Genomic DNA, 20,613 nt, shown 5'->3' with positions numbered 1-20,613 from the left:
GTAACAAAAATTCCAATGATTAGAAATATGACATTATATCTTTTAAGATAGATTTAAGGAAAGGAAAAAGGATAATTTAAATTGAATTTTCAAGTACTTTTTATATGAATGTAAGCCATCTTTTATTAATAAACTTCTTACCAAGATAAATTATTAAAATCATTTTCCTAATTGTACTACTATCATTTTTGTCATATATATTTGACATTTCATTTATTCAATTATAAAATGTCACATATAAATGACATTTTGGTACACGAGGTCTACAACCATAAATGGGAGGGTTATATTTGAATAACGTTAAACAATATCGAAAATCTGAAGGGCTATCGCAGCTAGAGTTAGCTAAAAAAGTTAACGTGGCGAGACAGACAATAAATTTAATTGAAAATAATAAATATAACCCTTCTTTAGCCTTATGTATCGAATTAGCAAAAGCACTAAAAACAGATTTAAACAGTCTATTTTGGGAGGGAGATTAAATGATGAAAATTGAATGGAAAGAAAGAGTTTATAATAGTTTTGTTGGAACACTGAGTGAGAGAGATGAATATCAAAAACAAGAAATCAATAAAGAATTATCTGTAGCTGGAATTGGTTTATGGTGGCTAAATATGTTGGTAATGCTTATTATGTTACTTGTTGATACTATGAACCACACAATATCTATAGGAACAATATTCATTTTTCTATCTAATATGATTTATGCTAATTATTTAGTCTTTAAATTCAAGAAAAAAGGTTTAAGTGATACTGAATGTGCAACAAAAGAAGAATATTTACAACACAAGAAAAAATTAAGAAAAGCTGGCTTAAAAGCAGGTGTGCTTTGGGGCTTTCAAATGTTTGTTTTTATGAATTATATCCTTCCCTATGTAGGTTCAGAAGAAATCTCTATTTCTTTATTTGATGTTATGCTTTGGGGCTGCGCCGGCGGATTTTTCGGTACAACCATGTATCTATTTGGTTTATGGAATCTAAAAAAATTATATTAAGTAACAAAAGTCTTTTACATATTAAACTGCAATTTTACATACTGTTTGTTTTTTCTAATATAAAAGCTATCCAATCACAATTGGATAGCTTTTCAAACAAAATATTACGCTACTTTAGGATCTTTTCTCTCATGTCCACGTTGAACAATAAATAAGAAGACTGTTGATAAAATTGCTCCTGTTAATAGTAAGATGAAACAACCATCCCAGCCAGAACTATCAACAATAACACCAATTGCTGCGTTAGCTACAAGACTTCCGCCTACATAACCGAATAGACCACACATACCAACTGTCGTACCTACTGCAAATTTCGGTACTAATTCCATCGCACTTAAACCGATTAAGAACTGTGGTACATAAATTAAACAACCGATAATAGAAACTGCAATACTTACAACAAGTACGCTAGTTGCTTGCCAATATATAAACGTACCAATAACAACTCCAACCATACTAATAATACATAATGGCATACGTTTTCCTTTAAATAATTTATCACTTAAAAAACCAACGATTAATGAACTTGGAATTGCCATACCTTCAAAGATTGCATATGCCGCATGCGCTTCTGCTTTTGAAAATCCTTTAACTGTCGTTAAATAAAGTGGAACCCAGTTAATAACACCGAAACGAATTAAATAAACAAAAGCATTCGCAATACATAAGAACCATACAAATTTATTTTTCACTACATACTTCATTAAAATTTCTTTTGGTGACATCTTGTTAGCATTATCTGCTTTTTCAAGATTTTCATAGTCATTACGATACTCATCAATTGGAGGAAGACCTTCAGATTCTGGTGTATCCTTCGCATTGATCCAAACAAGAACTGCAATTACCATTGCGATAATCGCAGGGAAAATAAACACGCCGCCTTGCCAATGATTTTCACCGAAAATACCTACACCAATTCCGACAAGTGGTGGCACAAGCATTCCACCAACGTTATGTGAAATATTCCAAAGACCTGTTTTCGTACCACGTTCTTTCTTCGAGAACCATTTCGTCATAACAATACTACAAGGTGGTGCTCCCATACCTTGTACAATACCGTTAACAACAAGTAATGTAACAATCATCCCAAATGATGATGCAAAGCCGAAACAAATATTTACAAGCCCTGATAAGAATAAACCGACTGCGATAAAGCGCTGGGCGAAAGCTTTATCTGATAAATTCCCCATAAAGAACTTACTAAATCCATAAACAATTGCCATTACTGAGCCTAGTAGACCAATTTCAGCTGTACTAAAACCATATTCTTGTACTAAATACGTACTTGATAACGTAAAGTTACTACGAACTAAATAATAAGCAGCATATCCAACTGAAATCCCGATTAACACACGAATACGTAGTAATCGATATACACGATCGATCATATCCGCTGGCAATCTTTCAATTGCAGGTGCTGGCTTGAGCCATTTAAACATATATTTCCGTCTCCTTTTCTCACTTCAGAGAGAGACGCTGTCTATTCCATATCTCGATTATTCCGCTATTTGATATATTTTGGTTCGTCCTTCTAACCGGCTGTCCTTCTATTTCTTTCTCATTCTTCGCAAACATCGTTGGTACGCCAAACGACACTTTTTCTAAAATATGCCCCGCTTCTTCTGATAAACAATAATCAATAAATAAATCCGCAATAATACCACTCGGTGCACGTTTTAGTTTAGAAATCGCATTAACAGATAACCCTGTTTGCTCAGGTTCGTTACTTAAAATCGGAAAACCTTGTTTTTGAAGCATTCTCTGATCTCCCATAAAGTTGATGCCTATCATATATTCACCGCTCGCAACAAGTTCTGCTGGGATGTAACCATTCACTGTTACTTCTCCAACTTGTTCTGCCAGACTCTTCACATATTCCTTCGCTTCCTCTTCACCTAACGTATCAATAAGTGACTGGAAAAACGTATATGCTGTACCTGAAACATTTGGATCGGGCATGACAATCTTTCCCTTATATACTGGATTCAATAAATCTTTCCATCTTAACGGATACGAGAGACCGAGCGGCGCTATTTCCTCGTTCCACCGCTCTTTATTAATCGCAATTGCCAGCTTCTCCACTTCATAACCGTACCAATAACCATCTTTATCTTTAACAGTTTTTGAAATACGATTTGCATGTTGGCTTATCACAGGAATAGAAAGATTTTTTTGCTTCATCATTTGATGCGCATCTACTGTACCGCCAATAATAATATCCGCCTTCGGATTTCCAGCTTCTTCTTCCACTCTACGAAGAAGTTCTTCTGTTGAAAGACGAATAAATTCATACGTACATCCGCGCGGCTTACAAAATGATGAAAGTAACGCTTCACCAACTTCCTCACGAGCCGCCACATACGCAACAATATGACGATCATCCAAAATAGGGAGACCATTTTTACTATATTTAATAGAGGTTGTATCTCGAGAGCAACTAGACATCGCTCCTCCAATTACTAGCAAAAAGAAGAAAAAGGCTATCTTTCTCATGACGCATTCTCCTTTACGAATAACTCTGCTAGAGAGCTTTTCATATACATGACATTTCCGTTATTATCACCGAGATATTGCACAACAAAGTACGATGGATACACAGAAATCGTAAGAATATCTTCACGATCATTCTTTACACGCTTACCTGTTTTATAAGCTGTAATATAAGCAATCGGTTCATTCTGCGATTGTAATAACTTCTGAATTTCTCCGTAATCTGTAATTTGCTTTGCGTATCGAATAGAATCAAGTATGTGCGTAAGATTGATAGTACGTACCACATCACCTTGACGTACTACGACATCCTTTGCTGAAGCAAAGAAATCACTAATACGCTCTGGTGTGTAATACAGGCTTAATAAATACGTTTGAAGTGCTGAAATCATCGGATCCATGCCATTCTTTCCGTATACATTTTCCCCATACTGGAACAAGTCACCTACTGCAAAAGTACGCTTATGTCCATTCAAGTACGTTACTTCTCCAGTAAATACTTGTTCTTGGCTCTTAACGTCCCCAGGCTCTATTCGAATTCGGTCAAAGAATGAAACAATTGTATGCAAACGAACTTCATCCGTTACAACGATTTCTCCCCACTTTTCATGTCTTACTTTCACTTCAATTGGAAGAGATTCATTCACCCTTTGTAAAACGGCTTGTTTATCATTTACAATGTTGATTCGATTATATATTTGCTTCTCCATAACATAAAACAAAACAAGAGAAACAATCATACAAATGACAAACATAAGAATTTGAAATGATAGCCTTTTCATTTCTGCCTACCTCCAAGATAAAAAAACGTTGTTTCGAAAATACCGCATAATTGTTTCATAAATGTATCATTTAACCGCTTTCAAGTTTTTTATATCTTCCATCCTTCTCGGAAGCAAAAATGTAATGAATATTGTAGTACCTATTTCTTCATTACTCTCAATCCGCATGCTTCCGCCCTGCTTATTCATAATCTCCTGACAAATATACAAACCATACCCATTCCCGTAACTAGAAGGAAGTGCTTTTCCTTTCGGAGACTCATTCCACTCTGCAAGCACCATTTCATCTATACCGATCCCATCATCATGAACAAAAACCTTCGCCTCCTGCTCATTCACAATTACATTCATACGAATGTGCGAAGCATCACTATACTTAATTGCATTATCAAGTACATTTAAGAAAATTTGCTTCGTCTTATCAAAATCCGCCACAACATGTACATCTGTTAACTCATTTATCACTTCAATTTCAAACTGATTTAGACGGGGTTTCACAATTGAAACTGCTTCTTCTGCCAATTCCTTTATATTCACAACTGTAGGAGACACTTCAAACGTACTCGTTCCATATTTCGAGGACTTAAGCAGTTCCTCTACAAGTGATAATAACCGCTCACTTTCCACAGCCACATAACGAAGACTTTCCTGTACATCTTCTTTCGATTGTAACTTCGGAATTAAATCAACATAACCGATAATTGCCGTTAGCGGTGTTTTTAGCTCATGCGTAATGCGGTCTAGGAAATCTTTCTGCTTCTCTTTCTCCTCCTGCAATTGCTTAATATGCAGCTCAATTCCATCGGCCATCGCGTTAAAAGATGCTGAAAGCTGAGCGATTTCCACGTACTCATTTAACTCAATCTTACTCTTATAATCACCATTCGCGAGCCTCTGTGCCATTTGTCTCAACTGATCAATTGGTTTATGAAGAGACTTTGCCAAACGAATTGCAAAGAAAATACCGGTAGCAACTAGGCAAAGAGATGTCATTAAGAACGTCCAACTCACATTTGTTAAAACTTCCTTCTCACCCGTTAACTCATTTATAAAACGAATACTTCCAATGACATCGTTTCCATAATATACTGGGCTTGAAAACAAAAGAATGGGAGCGGGATCCGCCTCCTCGAAAACATAAGACTTTTTCCCCTTCAAGGAACTCTCAATGTCGATGTTACGGTGAAGCAATGCTCCTTTTTGTGTATCTGCAACAACATCGCCATTCTTCCCAATCATCTGCACACGGACATCCATACGCTTCGCTAAATACGACGCAATTAAAAGTGAATTCGGACCAAGCGTATCCACTTCTGCTTCCTTCTCTAAATAATTCATCGTATAAATTTGTGCTTCTACACTTAACTTTTCTAAAGAATCTGCTGCGTTATGATACATATTCTTTTCTAACGTAATATAAACAACTGCATATAAAAGAACAAAAATCGGAATTAACAGCCCAACTATTCCAAACACCATATTTCGCTTTAAAGACATACCATCACCACTTAACAATCCAGTTTATAGCCAACGCCATAAATTGTCTTAATATATTCTCCGCTCGTCCCAAGCTTCTTTCGAAGTCTCTGCACCATAATATCAACTGCTCTCGTATTTCCGATATACTCAAACCCCCATACTTTCTCAAGCAACTCATCCCTCATAAATACACGCTGCGGATTTGAAACAAACAACTGACATAAATTAAACTCTCGGTACGTTAACTGAATCTCTTGTCCACTCACATGTACCTTTCTTTCCTTAGGACAAATCACTATCTCTCCAGCCTCAATTACTTCATGACTTACAGCCGCCTCCGTCTTCTTTACACGCCGCGCCATATTCTTAACCCGAAGAATAAGCTCCGCATAATTAAACGGCTTCGTCACATAATCATCAGCACCAAGCTGCAATCCAAGCAACTTATCATTCATCTGACTCTTTGCCGTTAACATAAGCACCGGAATATCCCTATCTCTCTCACGGAACAAACGAAGCAACTCATACCCATCCGTATCCGGAAGCATAACATCCAAAATCAATACATCTGGCCCTTCATTCCATCGCTCCAAAGCTTCCCTCCCATCAGCCGCTGCCAATACTTCATAACCTTCCATCTCCAACTGCATCCGAATCAAATTACGAATACTCGATTCATCATCAACCACAAGTATTTTCATCATTCTCCTCCTTCCATCATGTATTATAGTACAGTTTAGTATAGCAAAAATCCTATAAAAAAAGAGAAGGTATTGTCGAACATATTTTGTCGACGATACCCTCTCTTTCACTTATTATATTTATTTAGCATATCCATTCGGTTGCTTTTGATGCCAATTCCAAGCATGCTCAATAATTGTTTTCACATTTACATAATTAGGATCCCATCCTAACTTCTCTTTCGCTTTCTGAGAAGAAGCAACTAAACGCGCTGGATCGCCCGCACGGCGCGGTGCTACCTCAGCAGGAATTTCATGATTTGTAACCTCACGAACTGCATCAACAATTTCCTTTACACTAAAACCATTACCATTTCCTAAGTTATAGAAATCACTCTCTCCGCCGTTCTGCAAGTCTTTAAGCCCTAAGAAATGAGCCGCTACTAAATCTTCAACATGAATATAATCACGGATACAAGTACCGTCTGGTGTATTATAATCATCACCAAACATCATAATCTTCTCACGTTGACCTAAAGCCACTTGCAACACAAGAGGAATTAAATGTGTCTCTGGGCGATGATCTTCTCCAATAATACCACTTGGAGTTGCACCAGCCACATTAAAGTATCTAAAGATCTTATAACGTAAATTTGAAGCTTGGCTATACCAATGAAGCATCTTCTCGATTGCTAACTTCGTTTCTCCATACGTATTCGTTGGATTCGTCATCGTTTCTTCAGTAATAAGATCAACATCTACCTCACCATACGTTGCCGCAGTAGAAGAGAAAATGAACTTATCTACCTTAAACTCATCCATTACCTCTAATAAACAAAGTGCACCATACACATTGTTATTATAATATTGAAGGGGCTTTTCCATACTAACTCCAACTAAAGAATCAGCTGCAAAGTGCATAACCGCCTCAATATTTTCTTGTTTAAAAACATCCCTTAAAAATGATTTATCACGAAGGTCGCCATTATAAAACTTCGCGCCTTCCGTAATTGCATCTTCATGACCAGTTTGTAAGTTATCTACTACTACTACAGATAAACCTTCGTCTACTAATTTTTTCACAGCGTGAGAACCGATGTAGCCAGCTCCGCCACAGATTAAAATTGAATTCATTGTTTTCCTCCTACTATTTTCAGATATCTTAATTATAAAAGGAAAAGGTATACGGGAACTCGTACACCTTTTATCTCTCCTTTATTACTTAGCTACAAAATAATCAGTTACATGTTTCGCCCAAACATCATGTCCTTTTGCACTTGGGAAACCGAATTCTTCTTGTAGGTATGGTAAAATTGCTTTCGTTGAAGCATCCGGCCATGCTCCCCAATGATCAATATATGTATAATTATTTTGCGTCGCAAATTGTTTTAATGCTTCAATCGATTTCGGATAATTTTTCGCACCATAAACTGGATTTGATGGTTGAATCATAATCGTAGCACCTTTTGCACTAGTAGAAAGTGCTTGAACGAACTTCTGTGTATTCACAACAGAGTTCCCATTACCAGTTTTACCGTTATCAGTAATAAATGGTGGCTCAAATAAGATCACATCTGGATTATCTTTTGCAATCTCTTTATCACGTTTATTCGTAATTAACTCTTCTGTGCTTTCACCCTTATATTCCTTTACAGTCACATTCCATAAACCTTTACCATAAGCAGTTTCTAAATTAGCCGTTAGCTTAGCTGCCCAAGCACCTTTTTCAGATGAAGAAGCTTCATCACCAACAATAACAAGATTTACTGCCTTTTTATCCTCAGCAGCTTTCTTTAACTTCTCTTTCACTGCATCTGGCAAGTTCTTCGCGTATGCCTCATTAAAAGATGACTTTGCATCTTGTTTTTTCTCCTCTTTTTTCTCTTCTTTCTTTGCTCCGCTATCTTTTACTTCAGCTTTTGTTTTCGTTACTTCACTCGTTTGTCCTGTTGCATTTGCAATCTTCTTATTCCAGTACAATTTACCGCTCACAATCGAAGCTACAAACAATACAAAAATAACAAGGACAAGTACTGCTTTCTTATTCATCGATTCACCTCATCTATTAATCTCACAATATATAATACTAATATAAATCCATGCAAAAATAAACCCAACTCCTTCCAAAGGAGTTGGGTTATTACATATTACTTAGTCAATTCAAGATGCGCTCTTAACTTATTCGTTAAATCTTGTTTCGCTGCATCTGGAACATAATAGTACCAAATACCATCAGCAGCTTTGTGGCCATCACCTGGAATTTGGATTTCTTCACTATTCTGCATGCAATCTTTATAATTCTTTTGAATATCAAACATTTGGTCTTGCGTTAAACTTGTTTTAACGTTTTTCTCAATTGCTTTTAATACATCCCCGTAACTTGCTAGAGAAGAAACTGTAGCACCCTGTTTAATTACTCCTTGAATTACTTGACGTTGGCGCATTTGACGTCCGAAATCACCACGTGGGTCAAGCTTTCTCATCCTAGAATAATGTAATGCCTTTCTACCATCTAAATGAATGTTTCCTTTTTCAAAATGAATTCCTTCATATGTGAAATCTAAATCATTATTTACATCTACACCACCAACAGCATCTACAATATCTTTAAATCCATCCATATTTACTTCAATATAATGATCAACTGGTACATTAAGAAAATTCTCTACTGTTTTTACAGCCATATCAATTCCGCCAAAAGCATAAGCATGATTAATTTTATCTTTTGTACCTTTTCCAACGATTTCTGTATAAGAATCACGTGGAATACTAACAATTTTCATAGATTTCGTCGTAGGATTTAATGTAAATAGCATTAATGAATCCGACCTTCCTTGGTCTTCACCACGTTGGTCTACCCCCATCATTAAAATAGATATTGGTTTTTGATCTGAAATATCTACCTTCTTTTCTCGTTTTTCAGATTTCTCACGATCTAATGGTTTATGAACAGCATCTAATGTATTAGAAACGTTAGAATAAACAGTATAAGCATATACTCCACCACCGACAATAAGAATTCCAATAATACCTAGAACCCAGAATAAAATTTTCTTTTTCATTTTTTAACCTTCTTTCGAAAATCGAAATCATTTCTCAAAAAACATAGTTACAATTATAGCCTAAATACATTCAAAATATCTATAGTCATCATAAATAATCAAATTCCTTTATGCATTCAATTGCAATAATTCAAATTTTTATATACAATTCGTATAAAATATCTAATTTAATAAACATATTTTTAACCAACCATTTGCAATTAGTTCATTATACTCTTATGCTTGCTAAACTTCTTAGTTCATATAGATTATTAAAATTGTAATAAGAAATTTGTTTACTGCTTATATTCATACAATTACGTGTATCAAATATAATAGCCTTTCTTGCGTTATCAATAATGACTTGTTCATCTATTTGTTTAAACTCATTATGGTCTGTTAGTACTAAAATACATTCTGCATTTTTTACAGCATTCTCTAGACTATATAAATTAAAATGGACCTGATTTTCATGAACATGAGGATCATGTACAGCAACTTCATAACCCTGTTCTTTAAGTAAATCTACAATTGTCATAGCTGGACTTTCTCTGACATCATCGATATTACCTTTATATGTAATTCCTAAAACTGCAACTTTTGCATTTTTATCTGGAATAATTTTTGCTAATTGCTCTACAACAAATACAGGCATAGAATTATTTATAAAGCGCGCATTAGAAATTAATTGAGACTCTTCGGGTGCCTTTTCAATAATAAAATACGGGTCCACTGCTAAACAATGTCCTCCAACCCCTGGTCCTGGAAGATGTAAATTTACTCGAGGATGATGGTTAGCTAATTTAATAACTTCTAAAGCATTTACGCCAAGTTTTTCAGAGATTTTTGCTAATTCATTTGCTAATGCAATATTTACATCGCGGAATGTGTTTTCCATAAGCTTAGACATTTCTGCTGTTACAGCAGTAGTTTCAAGGATTTCTCCTTTTACAAAACAACCGTAAACTTCGGCTGCTTTTTGCGTAGATTTTTTATTAATCCCACCAACTATTCTTGTATTCTCTACTAATTCAATTAAAATACGTCCAGGTAACACACGTTCCGGACAATGTGCAAGGTAAATTTCTTCCCCTACTTTCCATCCCTGTTCCTCAATAATTGGAGCCACTATATCATCAATAGTTCTTGGTGGAATCGTAGATTCTACAATTACAATACTTTCCTTCTGTAAGAATGGTAAAATAGACTTAGTAGCTTCTACGACATAGTCTAAATTTGCAGTATGATCAGCATTGTGTGGTGTAGGAACAGCAATAATAAACACATCGGCTTTGGTTGGTTCTACACTAGCGCTCAATTTCCCCTTTTCTACTACATCTTTAACTAATTCTCCTAATCCAACCTCTTCAATATGAACTTTACCTTGATTAATCATTTCAATTGCAACAGGGTTTACATCTACCCCTATAACATCATATCCCGCTTTTGCAAAAATAGCTGAAGTTGGTAAACCAATGTAACCTAAACCTACTACACAAACTTTCTTATTCATTTTCACCAATCCTTATCTTTTTATTATTTAGCTCATATATTAAAATTATAATAAATATAAAATCATACAAACTTATACTTACTAGAACATTTCATATAAAAATACTATACTTTATTATTCTTTCAATTAATCAAATCCTATTATTACGTATTAATGATGATTAATTCTTTAATTATAAAGACTCATTGCACTACCTATAATTTTTTCATTTGGAATATAACTCTTCTATTGAAGATAGCATTTTTTCAATTGTAAAGGTTTCTTCAAATGTCCTAAGACTATTTTTAGATAGCTTGTCATATAATATAGGATCTTTTATAATTTCTAATATTTTTTGTGTTCCCTCTTCAGCATTATCTTTATCAAAAAGATAACCATTATAATTATCAAGCACTATTTCATTATTACCTACAACATCCGTCGCAATAATAGGTTTTTTATATGATAACGCCTCTATTAATGAGTAAGGCATACCTTCATATAAGGAGGTAGATAGGAATATATCAAAGCGATTTAATTCTATATCTGGATTCGAATGAAATCCTTTTAATTTAATAAATTTATCTAAATTATTTTTTTGAACATAATCGAAAACTTCTTTAAAATACTCTCCGTCCCCAATATACACAAACTCAACGTTTTGATTTTCCCTAATTACCTGTTCAGCTATACGAATAAATAACCATGGATTTTTTTGATAATCCATTCTCGCAATCGTTCCTACTATCAATTTCTCTTCACAATCTTTTAAAGGAAATTTACTATCTATAGCGGGAAATGAAATACCATTATATACTACCATTGACTTATTTAACGAAATGACTTTATGCTCCAAGGCAAATGTTTCTTCACCTTTTGAAACATGAAGAACTTTTGTTGTTAAGAAGCCTAATAGTTTTTCAATATTTTTATATGCAAATTTTTTCTTTAGGGATAAATTTGGGTTTTGAAATACATATGCATGTGGTGTATAGTATACCCTTTTTATCCCACATATTTTTGCCGCTATCCTGCCTATTGCACCTGCTTTAGAGCTATGACAATGAACAATTTGTGGCCTAATTTCTCTTAGTATTTTTATAATTGATTTTGTAGCTCTTATGTCATTATTAATTGATAATTCCCTTACCATTTCTGTGACTTCATAAAAATAAAGCCCTTTTTTCATAAGCTTATTTTTTGCCGATAGAAATACATCATCTACCCGCTGAGTACCATGTACAACATGTACCTCATATTCATCTAAATCTAGATTGGAGAGTATGTCCACTAAATGTCTCCTAACTCCTCCACCTAACGCCTCACATATAAAAACAACCTTTTTCATTGCTCATGACCCCTTTTATCATTAGTTAGAAGATCTACTTAGTAAAGACTTAATACCAATAATTAGTTTATTAGGAGCTATTAGCAAGATAAAAGATTTTACTAATCCCATATAACTTTCTAAAACTAGGGGGTTAAAATATTTTTTTTGAATTTTAATTCTGCTATATAACTGTCTCTTTCGCCTACTTAATGAGATACTATTAGGATTAATTTCTTTACAAATGAGAACTTCATCTAAATTTGAAACCTCATACTTATTCATTATCCTAAAGAAAAATTCGTAATCTTCTGCTGCCGGAAAATCCGTATGATATACACCAATATCCTCAATAATCACTGTTCTAAACATAACAGATGGGTGTGGGAAACAACTATTAATATGCATCTTCTTTTTTATCTCTTCTGTTGAAAGCGGCACACGCTCTATAAACACTTCTTTACCATCCATATCTGTATGCCTTACGTTCGATCCTATCAACATATAATTTGGATTATCTAACATATATTGTTTCTGTTTATAAAATCGATTAGGTTCAATTGTATCTCCTGCATCTATCCTGGCAACAAATGTATAGCCATTATCACAAATATACTTTAATCCTAAATTTAAGACATGCTCAATTCCTTTATTGACTTCGGATTTTATAAAAATAATATGGTGAATCCCCACAGTCTCAGGAACATAGATTGGTTCCTTACTACCGTCATCAACAACTACTACATCTACTTTCTCTTTTGTTTCCTTTAATAAAGATTCTAAGGTTTGATTTAAACCAACCTGATCGTTATATACAGGAATTAATAACGCTATTTCTGACATAAGACCTCTCCAATTCATACTTCGTATAATAATAAAAAACATAGATAATCATTATATAAAACACATGTAATAATTATCTATGTTTGAGCATTTTAAATTTTTATATAAACAAATGCTTTAATTGTATTTAACGTATAGATTATTTAACCAAAAAAACTATCAACATAACAATAAGACTAAAACTAACTAAGCCTAAGAACAATAACTTCTCCCTAAATCTGTTGATTATGATTCCTATTAACAAGCAATTTAACCATATCCACATATTATATAATCTAGGTATTGGAAGTCCATATACACTTGTAATTAAAAGGATAAACAAAATAGGCATTATAAAGCATAACAGCCAAATCCAAGTATCCTTTTGTTTTTTTCTAATAATCATAAGAATAATTATACCTACAGAGCTGAACATCAAAATGAAATTTTGATAATAAAAAGAAGATAGATTCAAAAACTCAGAAAACGCAGATAAATCATAATTATTTAAAATTGTTGTTTGTCCCAAAAAGCTATACAGTACACTATATATAACTAAGTTCCATCCTTTAGAACGCTCTGCTATCCATGGCTGAGTTCCATCATTTAGTGTAAATTTATTTTGTACATTTTCGAATCCATAAACATAGCATCCTATAACTACAACAACCATCAACATAGCTACCAATAAATAATTTTTAACAGGCTGCTTTTTTGAGAAAAAATACGCACAACTCAACGAAATAATAGTAATAGGAGCGGCATATGCCCTAAATAAAAACAGAAATATTAATGTAATTAAAATTTTAATAGTATACTTTACTTTATTTTCAAAGTTATTTCCAACAAAATATATACAGTAATAACATACTAGTATCACTAAAAAAGAGTTTATATTGTCTCTAGAAAGAGTGGATACGACAAGTAAATTGGCTGGGTATAATTCATATAACATTATTGAGAAAATAGCCCATTTATCATTTAAGTATTTAATTACTATCTTATATAATACGTAATAACCTAAAATACTTACTTTTAATTTTAATAATATCAAAGTTAAAAGGTTAGGTCCAAATATACTAATTAAGACAGCATTAAGTATATTATAGGCATTATACGGGCCATAAAATCCAAAATGAGGAAAATCACCTGTTAACCAATATTTAAAGTTCTGACTAAAAAGTATCTGTACAAGTTGTTGGGATTCATCATAATAATTTTTTGTATCAGCATAATAATTCTCCCCGATTTTCCCAAATAAATTCCCATCGCTAAAGCCTAAGTTGATGGCATTATAGTATTGAATATATACTATAATTACAAATATAATCGTCAACATTATCCCTAATAAACAAATTATTGGTTTATTCAATTTCAAACGTCTGTATACCAGTATATTCAACACTAATAAACTAAAAATTATTGTTATATTCTGCGCCACGCCGCTTACAAAAATCGCCAAAACTAATACTGCTACATAAACTAGTAATAAATTATTGATTTTTACATTCATATTTTCTCAAACACCTTATATAAAATTGATAAATTCTTCATAAATCAAGAATTTCCCTTTTGAAGAATACTATTATATTTACTTGAATTAACATTATAACTATAAAACCTCTTCAATTCAGAGTAATCAAAATTAGATGGGGCTTTACTGATCTCCACTAATTTTTTTGCGATTTTTTCTTTTTCATTATCAACATTATCAAATAGCTCAGTTAAATTTGATCCTACATTCAAAATTCTCGTATCTGCGTACAAGTAATCAATAATTTTACTAGGTATTTGACTTGTACTTTTATTATTTAAATTAATTAATAAATCCATATTCTTCATAATACTAATAATTTCACTTCTATCTTTAAAGGTGTTGACTGTAATGGGAATTGTTTTTATATCAAGCCCTTCCATCTCCAAAAATTCCTCTAGCGCATTGACATTTCCAAAATAATGAAAATGTAGCTTTGGATTCTTTTTACTAGCTAATACTAGACCATGGATAAACTCCACTGGACTTCTAATCCCTCTATAAAAAGATCCTGCATACATTATATTAAATTTTTCCTTATCTATCTTATAGCTACTTTCACCTTGTTGTTCTTCAAATAATTGAGGAATAACATGAATTTCCGACCTATTGACACCTAAATTAGTATAGCAATCTACCGCATTTTCTGTTGGGATTACTATGGAATCGACATTCTTAAGTATCTTTGATTCTAAAAACTTATCATATTTTCTTATTTCTCGATCTGGATTATAAGAGAATGGATCTCCGTAATCAGCTATCCACTTTAAATGTGAAGCATCTTTTTTTAATAGATGTCCTGTAATATGAGTAGAAACCGGCAATCCAACAGTCACCATAGCTTCACTATTAATATGCAGTTTATTTTTTTTCACATAACGGTATGCATTTATTGCCCACTCAACTGTTCGATCTGGCCAAACAAGTACATCATACAGTTTTTTCAAACCTTTAATAAGGAAATTACTTTGGGAATTATTTAGTATATTTTTATTCACATCCCATCTATTTTTTTCTTTATGAAGTAAAATGCCCGGTTTCACTTGATGTACAGTTATATTATCTGATTCTCTAGCATCGATTTCTTGATACATATTATTTCTAGGAATTATTAACTCAACATGATAACCCTCTTGTATCAAAGAAGATACAATACCCTTCACATGGAAAGCACGGGCCACATTTTCCGGATAATACCAATAACTAATTACCATTACTCTCTTCATATTCTTGTAATAAATCCCTTCTAAAATTCATTTAATATACATCATATAACATAATATTTTTCTCCCTAGCCCATTAATCCACTAGGGTTATGCCCTATAAATGTTAATTTTAAATGCTCTTTATTTATTTTCCATAATCCGCCCATAGCCGTTTGAATAGTAAATGAATTCTTGATTAACAATACTCGTTCCAAAATCGGTTATCACTATCTGTTTGTCAGATATCACTATTTTCCTGTACACTTTCTGACCATAACCACTATGGCACCCTATAAAACTATTATTTTTAAATTCCAGGCACTGACTATTTGTATTATGCTCTAAGTTAAATAAGCCACTCAATCCATCATAAAAGTTATTTTGTTCTATATCACCTAATTGAATTGTAAAATGTGCTTTTGTTGACCTAAATAAATTTCTTTTCTCTGGTATTGGGGTGTATAAGTATGTTCCAGGATCTTTTATAATATCTTCCCCATCAATTACTAATTCAATGCTGAGCTGATCATTATGATCATGACTTCCTTTTCCATTAGTACCTAATTTCCCGCACCTAATAGCTAAATAAAAATCTTGAGATTTAAAGATATACATACCAAATTCAGGATATGCTATCTTTTTTAAACCTTCAACTAAATTTGATTTAGAATTAAAAATATATTGAACAAATTTTTCTTGTTGCTCTAATTTATTTATTTCATTTTTCTCGTGCTCATTTATGGAAACTTCTAACACATTATATTTTAAATTCTGTGAAATAGATTCTTCATATCGTTTAATGTTATTTTTCACTATATTTTTAATTAATGTATGTTCTATAGAAGGTTTATTTACAAAGCTAAAAAATTTCTTCTTTTTAAATAAAGCGTTAATTCCCGCGACTAAAGAGCGGTGTTCTAAAAAGTCTTCATCCCAGTACTTTTCTGTATCACTTAATTCATTATAAGTACTTAAATTTAAATATTTTTGCTTAGCCTCCTCAACTGTTAATAAATTATACGTTGGCTGTGTCTTAAAGAATCTCCCACTATCATTATCACCAAACTGCGCAACTTCTCCGTTAGGCTTAGTAATATCAACTGTAAATTCAGCCATTTTTTCTAATCTCTCCATGTACCATTCAGGAAATACTTTCCCGCTATGAAAATCCCAAAATTTATCCGGATCAATTTCAAAACCTAGTTTTTTACAAACCCCAATATGATCTTGCAATTTATAACTATGTAATATCTTTATTTTCTCTCTAGGCAACGCTAGAGCTACCGCTGTTGCATAAAGCATAAGTTCGCCAGATAAGCGATGATAAGTAGTAGAATTTTCAAAGTTTGAACCTTCTTCATAAAATTGGAAGCCCATCTCTTGAATTAATTCTTGGAATGAAAAGTTTAACCATGTCGATACCTCTTTTGTAACAGGAAGGTATGCAGAAATAAAGAATAATCCTACAATATTAGATAAATAATGATTATTTCTTATACCTTTATTACGTTCTAGATGGTTAAAAATAAATTTCCCATGATCATATATAGAAAGTACAAATATTTTTTTAAATTCCTTATTAAATTCTACCCCCTGTACTTTAAATAAATCATAAACTAAAATCCAATTAGCGGCTCGAATTGCAACGTCCATAGTACATGTCCAATTCACTCCAAATTTAGGAGGATTTGCAGATATAAAATCAAGAATTTCATCTTGAAATTCTCTTTCATATACTTTAGGATTTTCAAATTCTTTGTTTCCTTTACCTGCTAGCATATAGGCCCAAACAAATTGAATTAAATGTTGCATTCTAGAAAGTTCCCAAGGAACTTTCACATCAATCCCTGGTACTGTATTAAGAGCCAACTCTGAATAATGTTTTTTTGAGTCCCACGTATACCCCGATTTAAAATCAATTCGCCAATCTATAGGTACATAACTACTAGATATATGACTCCTAACATACTCACTATAATTTTGGTTTCCTTTATTAATTAAGTTTTTTATCCAATCACTATTCTTATCAACTTCAATTTTCTTTGAAGTATACTGATATTTTTCCAATCCCCGGCACTTCATGTTATATTTAACATTTAACCAACCTGATCCTAATAAATCAAAATAATGGTTCATATACAGTGAAGTTAAATCCCTAATTTGTAACACTTCATTTTTGTCAAATTCATATTCCAAGGTTTTTGATAAAATCTCCTCTAGTTCATAATTAAAAAATTCTTTTGAGTAACTAGAAGCTATACTATCTTTCCAACATTCGGCCTTTCTTGACGATTTATAAACTACTTTTCTTTTCGCTTTCTCTAGGACTTCTTTTACAGACAACCCTTCTATTTTTTTGAAATAGTTCAATATGCTATCACCTGCCTCTTTACTATAAAAACTCTCTATTTTTTCTAGAAACAACTTAAACGTATCTTCTCTCTTTCTTTATCACTATAAAAACAAAAGCATATTGTATAACCAATACCAATAGAGCATTAAATACTTGCGCCCATGCTATTCCAATGATAGAAAAATGGTTTCCAATAAAATAATTAATTAACAAAATGATGGGAACAGAAATAAGGTTTACTAAAAAATTCTCTTTCATTCTTCCTAGGGCAATTAACATAATTGCTACAATTGCATAGGATGAATATATTACGTATTTAATCATTAATATTCCAGTATATGTAACAGTATTTATATAAGAGTTCCCATAAAAAATAGGAACAAATATTTTTGCCCCTAAATAAACTGTAATCCCTACAAAAATACTCACTACTAAAGTCTTTTTTTGTATATTAAAAGTCATCTGTTTTAACTTACTAATATCTTTATTACTTTCAGTCAGATAAGGTGTATAGATATTCTGTAAAGTAGCGGTAACTTGCGTTGCCCCTAACAAAAATATAGTTGCTATTGCATAGTATCCCATCTCAACTCGATTTGTAATAAAACTATCCATAATAATAATATCTGTATAATTCCCTATACTGTTAGTAAAATTCGCCAAAAAACTAAAAAATGCAACATTCCAAAATGTAAACGGTATTTTCTCAGACATATTATAAGTCACTTTTATGGAATTTACTTCTTTAAACAGCGGAAATAATCCTACTATTAAACCTAGAACTGTTGCGATTATAAATCCTTTAATACCGAAAAACCACGTACCTATAATAATAAATATTGCATTTTGAATTTTTATTATTGATTGTATAACAGCCATTCTTTTTACCCTTTTCAGGGCTAACAAATAATTCATCAAAAGATTTGTCATAGTAAGCATTGGAATACACAGTGTATATACACCCCACTGAAATACAGAGTATTTCGGAGAAAAAATTAAAAACAAGTTAAATAATATTACAGAAATCACACAAAAAATTATACTTTTCCGAATCGCATATGAGAGGAGATAATTTTTTTCGCTGTCCTCCCTAGGTTCCGAACAATATTTCAATATTGCCGTATCGAGTCCAAAAGTACCTATTAGAACAGCTAGTATTAAATAAGTCTGCAAACTTTTTATCTGTGCCATACTTTCAGGAGAAATAAATTTTGCAACTAAAATAACACTTCCAAACCCAACAAACTGTACTAAAAATTTTGTTAATAATAAACTAAAAAAACCTTTTTTTCTTAGTTGAATTATATTATTATGGATTTTCCCTTTCAGCTTTGCTAATGGCTGCATCATAATGATTTCTCCTTAAAATCCATATCTTCAATACACTTTTCAATATTACATACCAAATCATTTATATTTCGATTTTCGAACAATATCGTACCCTCTGGTCGATTGCAAACATTACTTGCAATAGCTCTACAATTAAAGTAAATTGCTTCTTCAATACTTATACCGTAAGCATCACTATAAGTTGGTCGAATCATTATATCTGATTTTTTAAATAGAGGCCATAATTCTTTTTGTCCTGTAAGAAATAATATATTTCCCTCTATTTTATATTCTTTAATTTTTTCTAAAATACTTTTGAAGTACTCTTCATCGCCTATTTCTGCCAAAGCAAAAATCAATCCTATTTTGGGATACTTGTTTTTTAAAATTCTTATTACTTCTATACACATATCAATTCCATACAAATCTATATTCTTATAAAATGTAATCTTTGAGGCATTGCCTATTAATATTTGTTCGTGGTTATTTAAAAAACTTATAACCTCTTCACTATACGTCGATAAAATATGTTCTTCATCCTCTAATGGAGGTGGTATAAAGGGTGATTTTACCACGACTCGTTTTGGTAGTTGTATGTTATTCTTTCTATATCCATCTTTTAAATGTTCTCCAACCAACACACAATAATCTACTTTTTTTATAAATAATTTAGTCATTATTTTTTTTATATTACGAAAATTATCTAAAATTCTTATAGAATGATTTTGTAAAATAATCCTACATTGAAATGGCCGTAACAATAAAGCGATCATAGTTAATGTATTAAATTCATTAAGGTGGAAAGTATGCTTTTGTGGTGATATTAAACAATAACGCATTAAAAATTTAAACTTTTCTAAACGCCCCATTTTATCAAAATCGATAAATTCTACTTCTTCACCTTGTTTTTCTAAAAATTTACTATACCTATATATATATATACTCACGCCCCCCAATGGAGGAGGATAAGGACCTATAAGAAAATATTTTCCGTTCATATTTTACATTACCTCTTAATTCCATTAAATGTATCAGATTTAATATTTATAATGATATATCTAATATTATTCAGCTTTCTAAAAAT

18 protein-coding genes are annotated in these 20,613 nt (G+C 32.3%); 2 read left to right on the top strand and 16 right to left on the bottom strand.

Annotated features, from left to right (window positions below):
- The first annotated feature begins 290 nt into the window (after positions 1 to 290).
- Both ACTFRM_RS22605 and ACTFRM_RS22600 read left to right on the top strand, forming a co-directional pair.
- Entirely contained in the window at positions 291 to 482 is a 192-nt protein-coding gene (locus tag ACTFRM_RS22605) for a helix-turn-helix transcriptional regulator (protein ID WP_001067016.1), read from the top strand.
- Positions 483 to 995 carry a DUF3278 domain-containing protein gene (locus ACTFRM_RS22600; RefSeq protein ID WP_000975596.1) on the top strand — a complete coding sequence of 171 codons (513 nt, stop codon included), beginning with the start codon at positions 483 to 485 and terminating at the stop codon, positions 993 to 995.
- 104 nt (positions 996 to 1,099) lie between these two features.
- Here the strand turns inward: ACTFRM_RS22600 and ACTFRM_RS22595 are convergent, their stop codons facing one another.
- The 16 genes from ACTFRM_RS22595 to ACTFRM_RS22520 form a co-directional block, all read right to left on the bottom strand.
- A complete protein-coding gene (locus ACTFRM_RS22595) occupies positions 1,100 to 2,434 on the bottom strand; it encodes an MFS transporter (RefSeq protein WP_000477600.1) in 1,335 nt (444 codons plus the stop codon).
- Positions 2,435 to 2,453: 19 nt separating this feature from the next.
- Positions 2,454 to 3,488 carry an ABC transporter substrate-binding protein gene (locus ACTFRM_RS22590; RefSeq protein WP_001225644.1) on the bottom strand — a complete coding sequence of 345 codons (1,035 nt, stop codon included), beginning with the start codon at positions 3,486 to 3,488 and terminating at the stop codon, positions 2,454 to 2,456.
- Positions 3,485 to 4,267, bottom strand: coding sequence for a DUF3919 family protein (locus ACTFRM_RS22585; protein ID WP_000826625.1), 783 nt, complete (start codon positions 4,265 to 4,267; stop codon positions 3,485 to 3,487). Before ACTFRM_RS22585 ends, ACTFRM_RS22590 begins: the two co-directional genes overlap by 4 nt.
- 66 nt (positions 4,268 to 4,333) lie before the next feature.
- Positions 4,334 to 5,764: a sensor histidine kinase gene (locus ACTFRM_RS22580; protein WP_000054026.1), complete on the bottom strand. Its 1,431-nt coding sequence runs from the start codon at positions 5,762 to 5,764 to the stop codon at positions 4,334 to 4,336.
- Between the two features lie 11 nt (positions 5,765 to 5,775).
- Entirely contained in the window at positions 5,776 to 6,447 is a 672-nt protein-coding gene (locus tag ACTFRM_RS22575) for a response regulator transcription factor (RefSeq protein ID WP_000699553.1), read from the bottom strand.
- A gap of 120 nt (positions 6,448 to 6,567) precedes the next feature.
- Positions 6,568 to 7,560: a UDP-glucose 4-epimerase GalE gene (gene galE / locus ACTFRM_RS22570; RefSeq protein WP_001084660.1), complete on the bottom strand. Its 993-nt coding sequence runs from the start codon at positions 7,558 to 7,560 to the stop codon at positions 6,568 to 6,570.
- A gap of 84 nt (positions 7,561 to 7,644) precedes the next feature.
- Positions 7,645 to 8,475, bottom strand: a complete 831-nt coding sequence (locus ACTFRM_RS22565; RefSeq protein ID WP_001034163.1) for an SGNH/GDSL hydrolase family protein — start codon at positions 8,473 to 8,475, stop codon at positions 7,645 to 7,647.
- 98 nt (positions 8,476 to 8,573) lie between these two features.
- Positions 8,574 to 9,488 carry a polyisoprenyl-teichoic acid--peptidoglycan teichoic acid transferase TagU gene (tagU, locus tag ACTFRM_RS22560; RefSeq protein WP_000727081.1) on the bottom strand — a complete coding sequence of 305 codons (915 nt, stop codon included), beginning with the start codon at positions 9,486 to 9,488 and terminating at the stop codon, positions 8,574 to 8,576.
- Positions 9,489 to 9,696: 208 nt separating this feature from the next.
- Positions 9,697 to 10,980 (bottom strand): nucleotide sugar dehydrogenase, encoded by a 1,284-nt coding sequence (locus ACTFRM_RS22555; protein WP_001036872.1) that lies wholly within the window; start codon positions 10,978 to 10,980, stop codon positions 9,697 to 9,699.
- A 205-nt stretch (positions 10,981 to 11,185) separates the two neighbouring features.
- Complete coding sequence (locus tag ACTFRM_RS22550) at positions 11,186 to 12,307, bottom strand: glycosyltransferase family 4 protein (protein WP_000758171.1); 1,122 nt, start codon at positions 12,305 to 12,307, stop codon at positions 11,186 to 11,188.
- Positions 12,308 to 12,328: 21 nt separating this feature from the next.
- Positions 12,329 to 13,129 carry a glycosyltransferase gene (locus ACTFRM_RS22545; protein ID WP_001289317.1) on the bottom strand — a complete coding sequence of 267 codons (801 nt, stop codon included), beginning with the start codon at positions 13,127 to 13,129 and terminating at the stop codon, positions 12,329 to 12,331.
- Positions 13,130 to 13,268: 139 nt separating this feature from the next.
- Positions 13,269 to 14,621 (bottom strand): glycosyltransferase family 39 protein, encoded by a 1,353-nt coding sequence (locus ACTFRM_RS22540; RefSeq protein WP_001101150.1) that lies wholly within the window; start codon positions 14,619 to 14,621, stop codon positions 13,269 to 13,271.
- 44 nt (positions 14,622 to 14,665) lie between these two features.
- The gene (locus tag ACTFRM_RS22535) at positions 14,666 to 15,868 is read right to left on the bottom strand and encodes a transporter (RefSeq protein ID WP_000832603.1); all 1,203 of its coding nucleotides are present in this window, start codon (positions 15,866 to 15,868) and stop codon (positions 14,666 to 14,668) included.
- A gap of 120 nt (positions 15,869 to 15,988) precedes the next feature.
- The gene (locus tag ACTFRM_RS22530; RefSeq protein ID WP_002164648.1) at positions 15,989 to 18,271 is read right to left on the bottom strand and encodes an alginate lyase family protein; all 2,283 of its coding nucleotides are present in this window, start codon (positions 18,269 to 18,271) and stop codon (positions 15,989 to 15,991) included.
- 1 nt (position 18,272) lies between these two features.
- Complete coding sequence (locus ACTFRM_RS22525) at positions 18,273 to 19,550, bottom strand: lipopolysaccharide biosynthesis protein (protein ID WP_000983542.1); 1,278 nt, start codon at positions 19,548 to 19,550, stop codon at positions 18,273 to 18,275.
- The gene (locus ACTFRM_RS22520) at positions 19,547 to 20,527 is read right to left on the bottom strand and encodes a glycosyltransferase family 4 protein (protein ID WP_001013660.1); all 981 of its coding nucleotides are present in this window, start codon (positions 20,525 to 20,527) and stop codon (positions 19,547 to 19,549) included. Before ACTFRM_RS22520 ends, ACTFRM_RS22525 begins: the two co-directional genes overlap by 4 nt.
- Between the last annotated feature and the right edge of the window lie 86 nt (positions 20,528 to 20,613).

The organism is Bacillus cereus group sp. MYBK227-1 (genome assembly GCF_051916325.1).
In the GTDB taxonomy this organism is placed as follows: domain Bacteria; phylum Bacillota; class Bacilli; order Bacillales; family Bacillaceae_G; genus Bacillus_A; species Bacillus_A cereus.
The sequence above is the reverse complement of the archived record's forward strand: the minus strand, read 5'-3'. Positions and strand labels throughout refer to the sequence as shown.

Excerpts from the sequence above, each read along its gene's own strand:
- ACTFRM_RS22550 (WP_000758171.1), bottom strand. The coding sequence starts at position 12,307 with ATGAAAAAGGTTGTTTTTATATGTGAGGCGTTAGGTGGAGGAGTTAGG.
- ACTFRM_RS22585 (WP_000826625.1), bottom strand. The coding sequence starts at position 4,267 with ATGAAAAGGCTATCATTTCAAATTCTTATGTTTGTCATTTGTATGATT.
- ACTFRM_RS22540 (WP_001101150.1), bottom strand. The coding sequence starts at position 14,621 with ATGAATGTAAAAATCAATAATTTATTACTAGTTTATGTAGCAGTATTA.
- ACTFRM_RS22555 (WP_001036872.1), bottom strand. The coding sequence starts at position 10,980 with ATGAATAAGAAAGTTTGTGTAGTAGGTTTAGGTTACATTGGTTTACCA.
- ACTFRM_RS22565 (WP_001034163.1), bottom strand. The coding sequence starts at position 8,475 with ATGAATAAGAAAGCAGTACTTGTCCTTGTTATTTTTGTATTGTTTGTA.
- ACTFRM_RS22590 (WP_001225644.1), bottom strand. The coding sequence starts at position 3,488 with ATGAGAAAGATAGCCTTTTTCTTCTTTTTGCTAGTAATTGGAGGAGCG.
- ACTFRM_RS22520 (WP_001013660.1), bottom strand. The coding sequence starts at position 20,527 with ATGAACGGAAAATATTTTCTTATAGGTCCTTATCCTCCTCCATTGGGG.
- ACTFRM_RS22575 (WP_000699553.1), bottom strand. The coding sequence starts at position 6,447 with ATGAAAATACTTGTGGTTGATGATGAATCGAGTATTCGTAATTTGATT.
- ACTFRM_RS22595 (WP_000477600.1), bottom strand. The coding sequence starts at position 2,434 with ATGTTTAAATGGCTCAAGCCAGCACCTGCAATTGAAAGATTGCCAGCG.
- ACTFRM_RS22545 (WP_001289317.1), bottom strand. The coding sequence starts at position 13,129 with ATGTCAGAAATAGCGTTATTAATTCCTGTATATAACGATCAGGTTGGT.
- galE (WP_001084660.1), bottom strand. The coding sequence starts at position 7,560 with ATGAATTCAATTTTAATCTGTGGCGGAGCTGGCTACATCGGTTCTCAC.
- ACTFRM_RS22600 (WP_000975596.1), top strand. The coding sequence starts at position 483 with ATGATGAAAATTGAATGGAAAGAAAGAGTTTATAATAGTTTTGTTGGA.
- tagU (WP_000727081.1), bottom strand. The coding sequence starts at position 9,488 with ATGAAAAAGAAAATTTTATTCTGGGTTCTAGGTATTATTGGAATTCTT.
- ACTFRM_RS22525 (WP_000983542.1), bottom strand. The coding sequence starts at position 19,550 with ATGATGCAGCCATTAGCAAAGCTGAAAGGGAAAATCCATAATAATATA.
- ACTFRM_RS22580 (WP_000054026.1), bottom strand. The coding sequence starts at position 5,764 with ATGTCTTTAAAGCGAAATATGGTGTTTGGAATAGTTGGGCTGTTAATT.
- ACTFRM_RS22535 (WP_000832603.1), bottom strand. The coding sequence starts at position 15,868 with ATGAAGAGAGTAATGGTAATTAGTTATTGGTATTATCCGGAAAATGTG.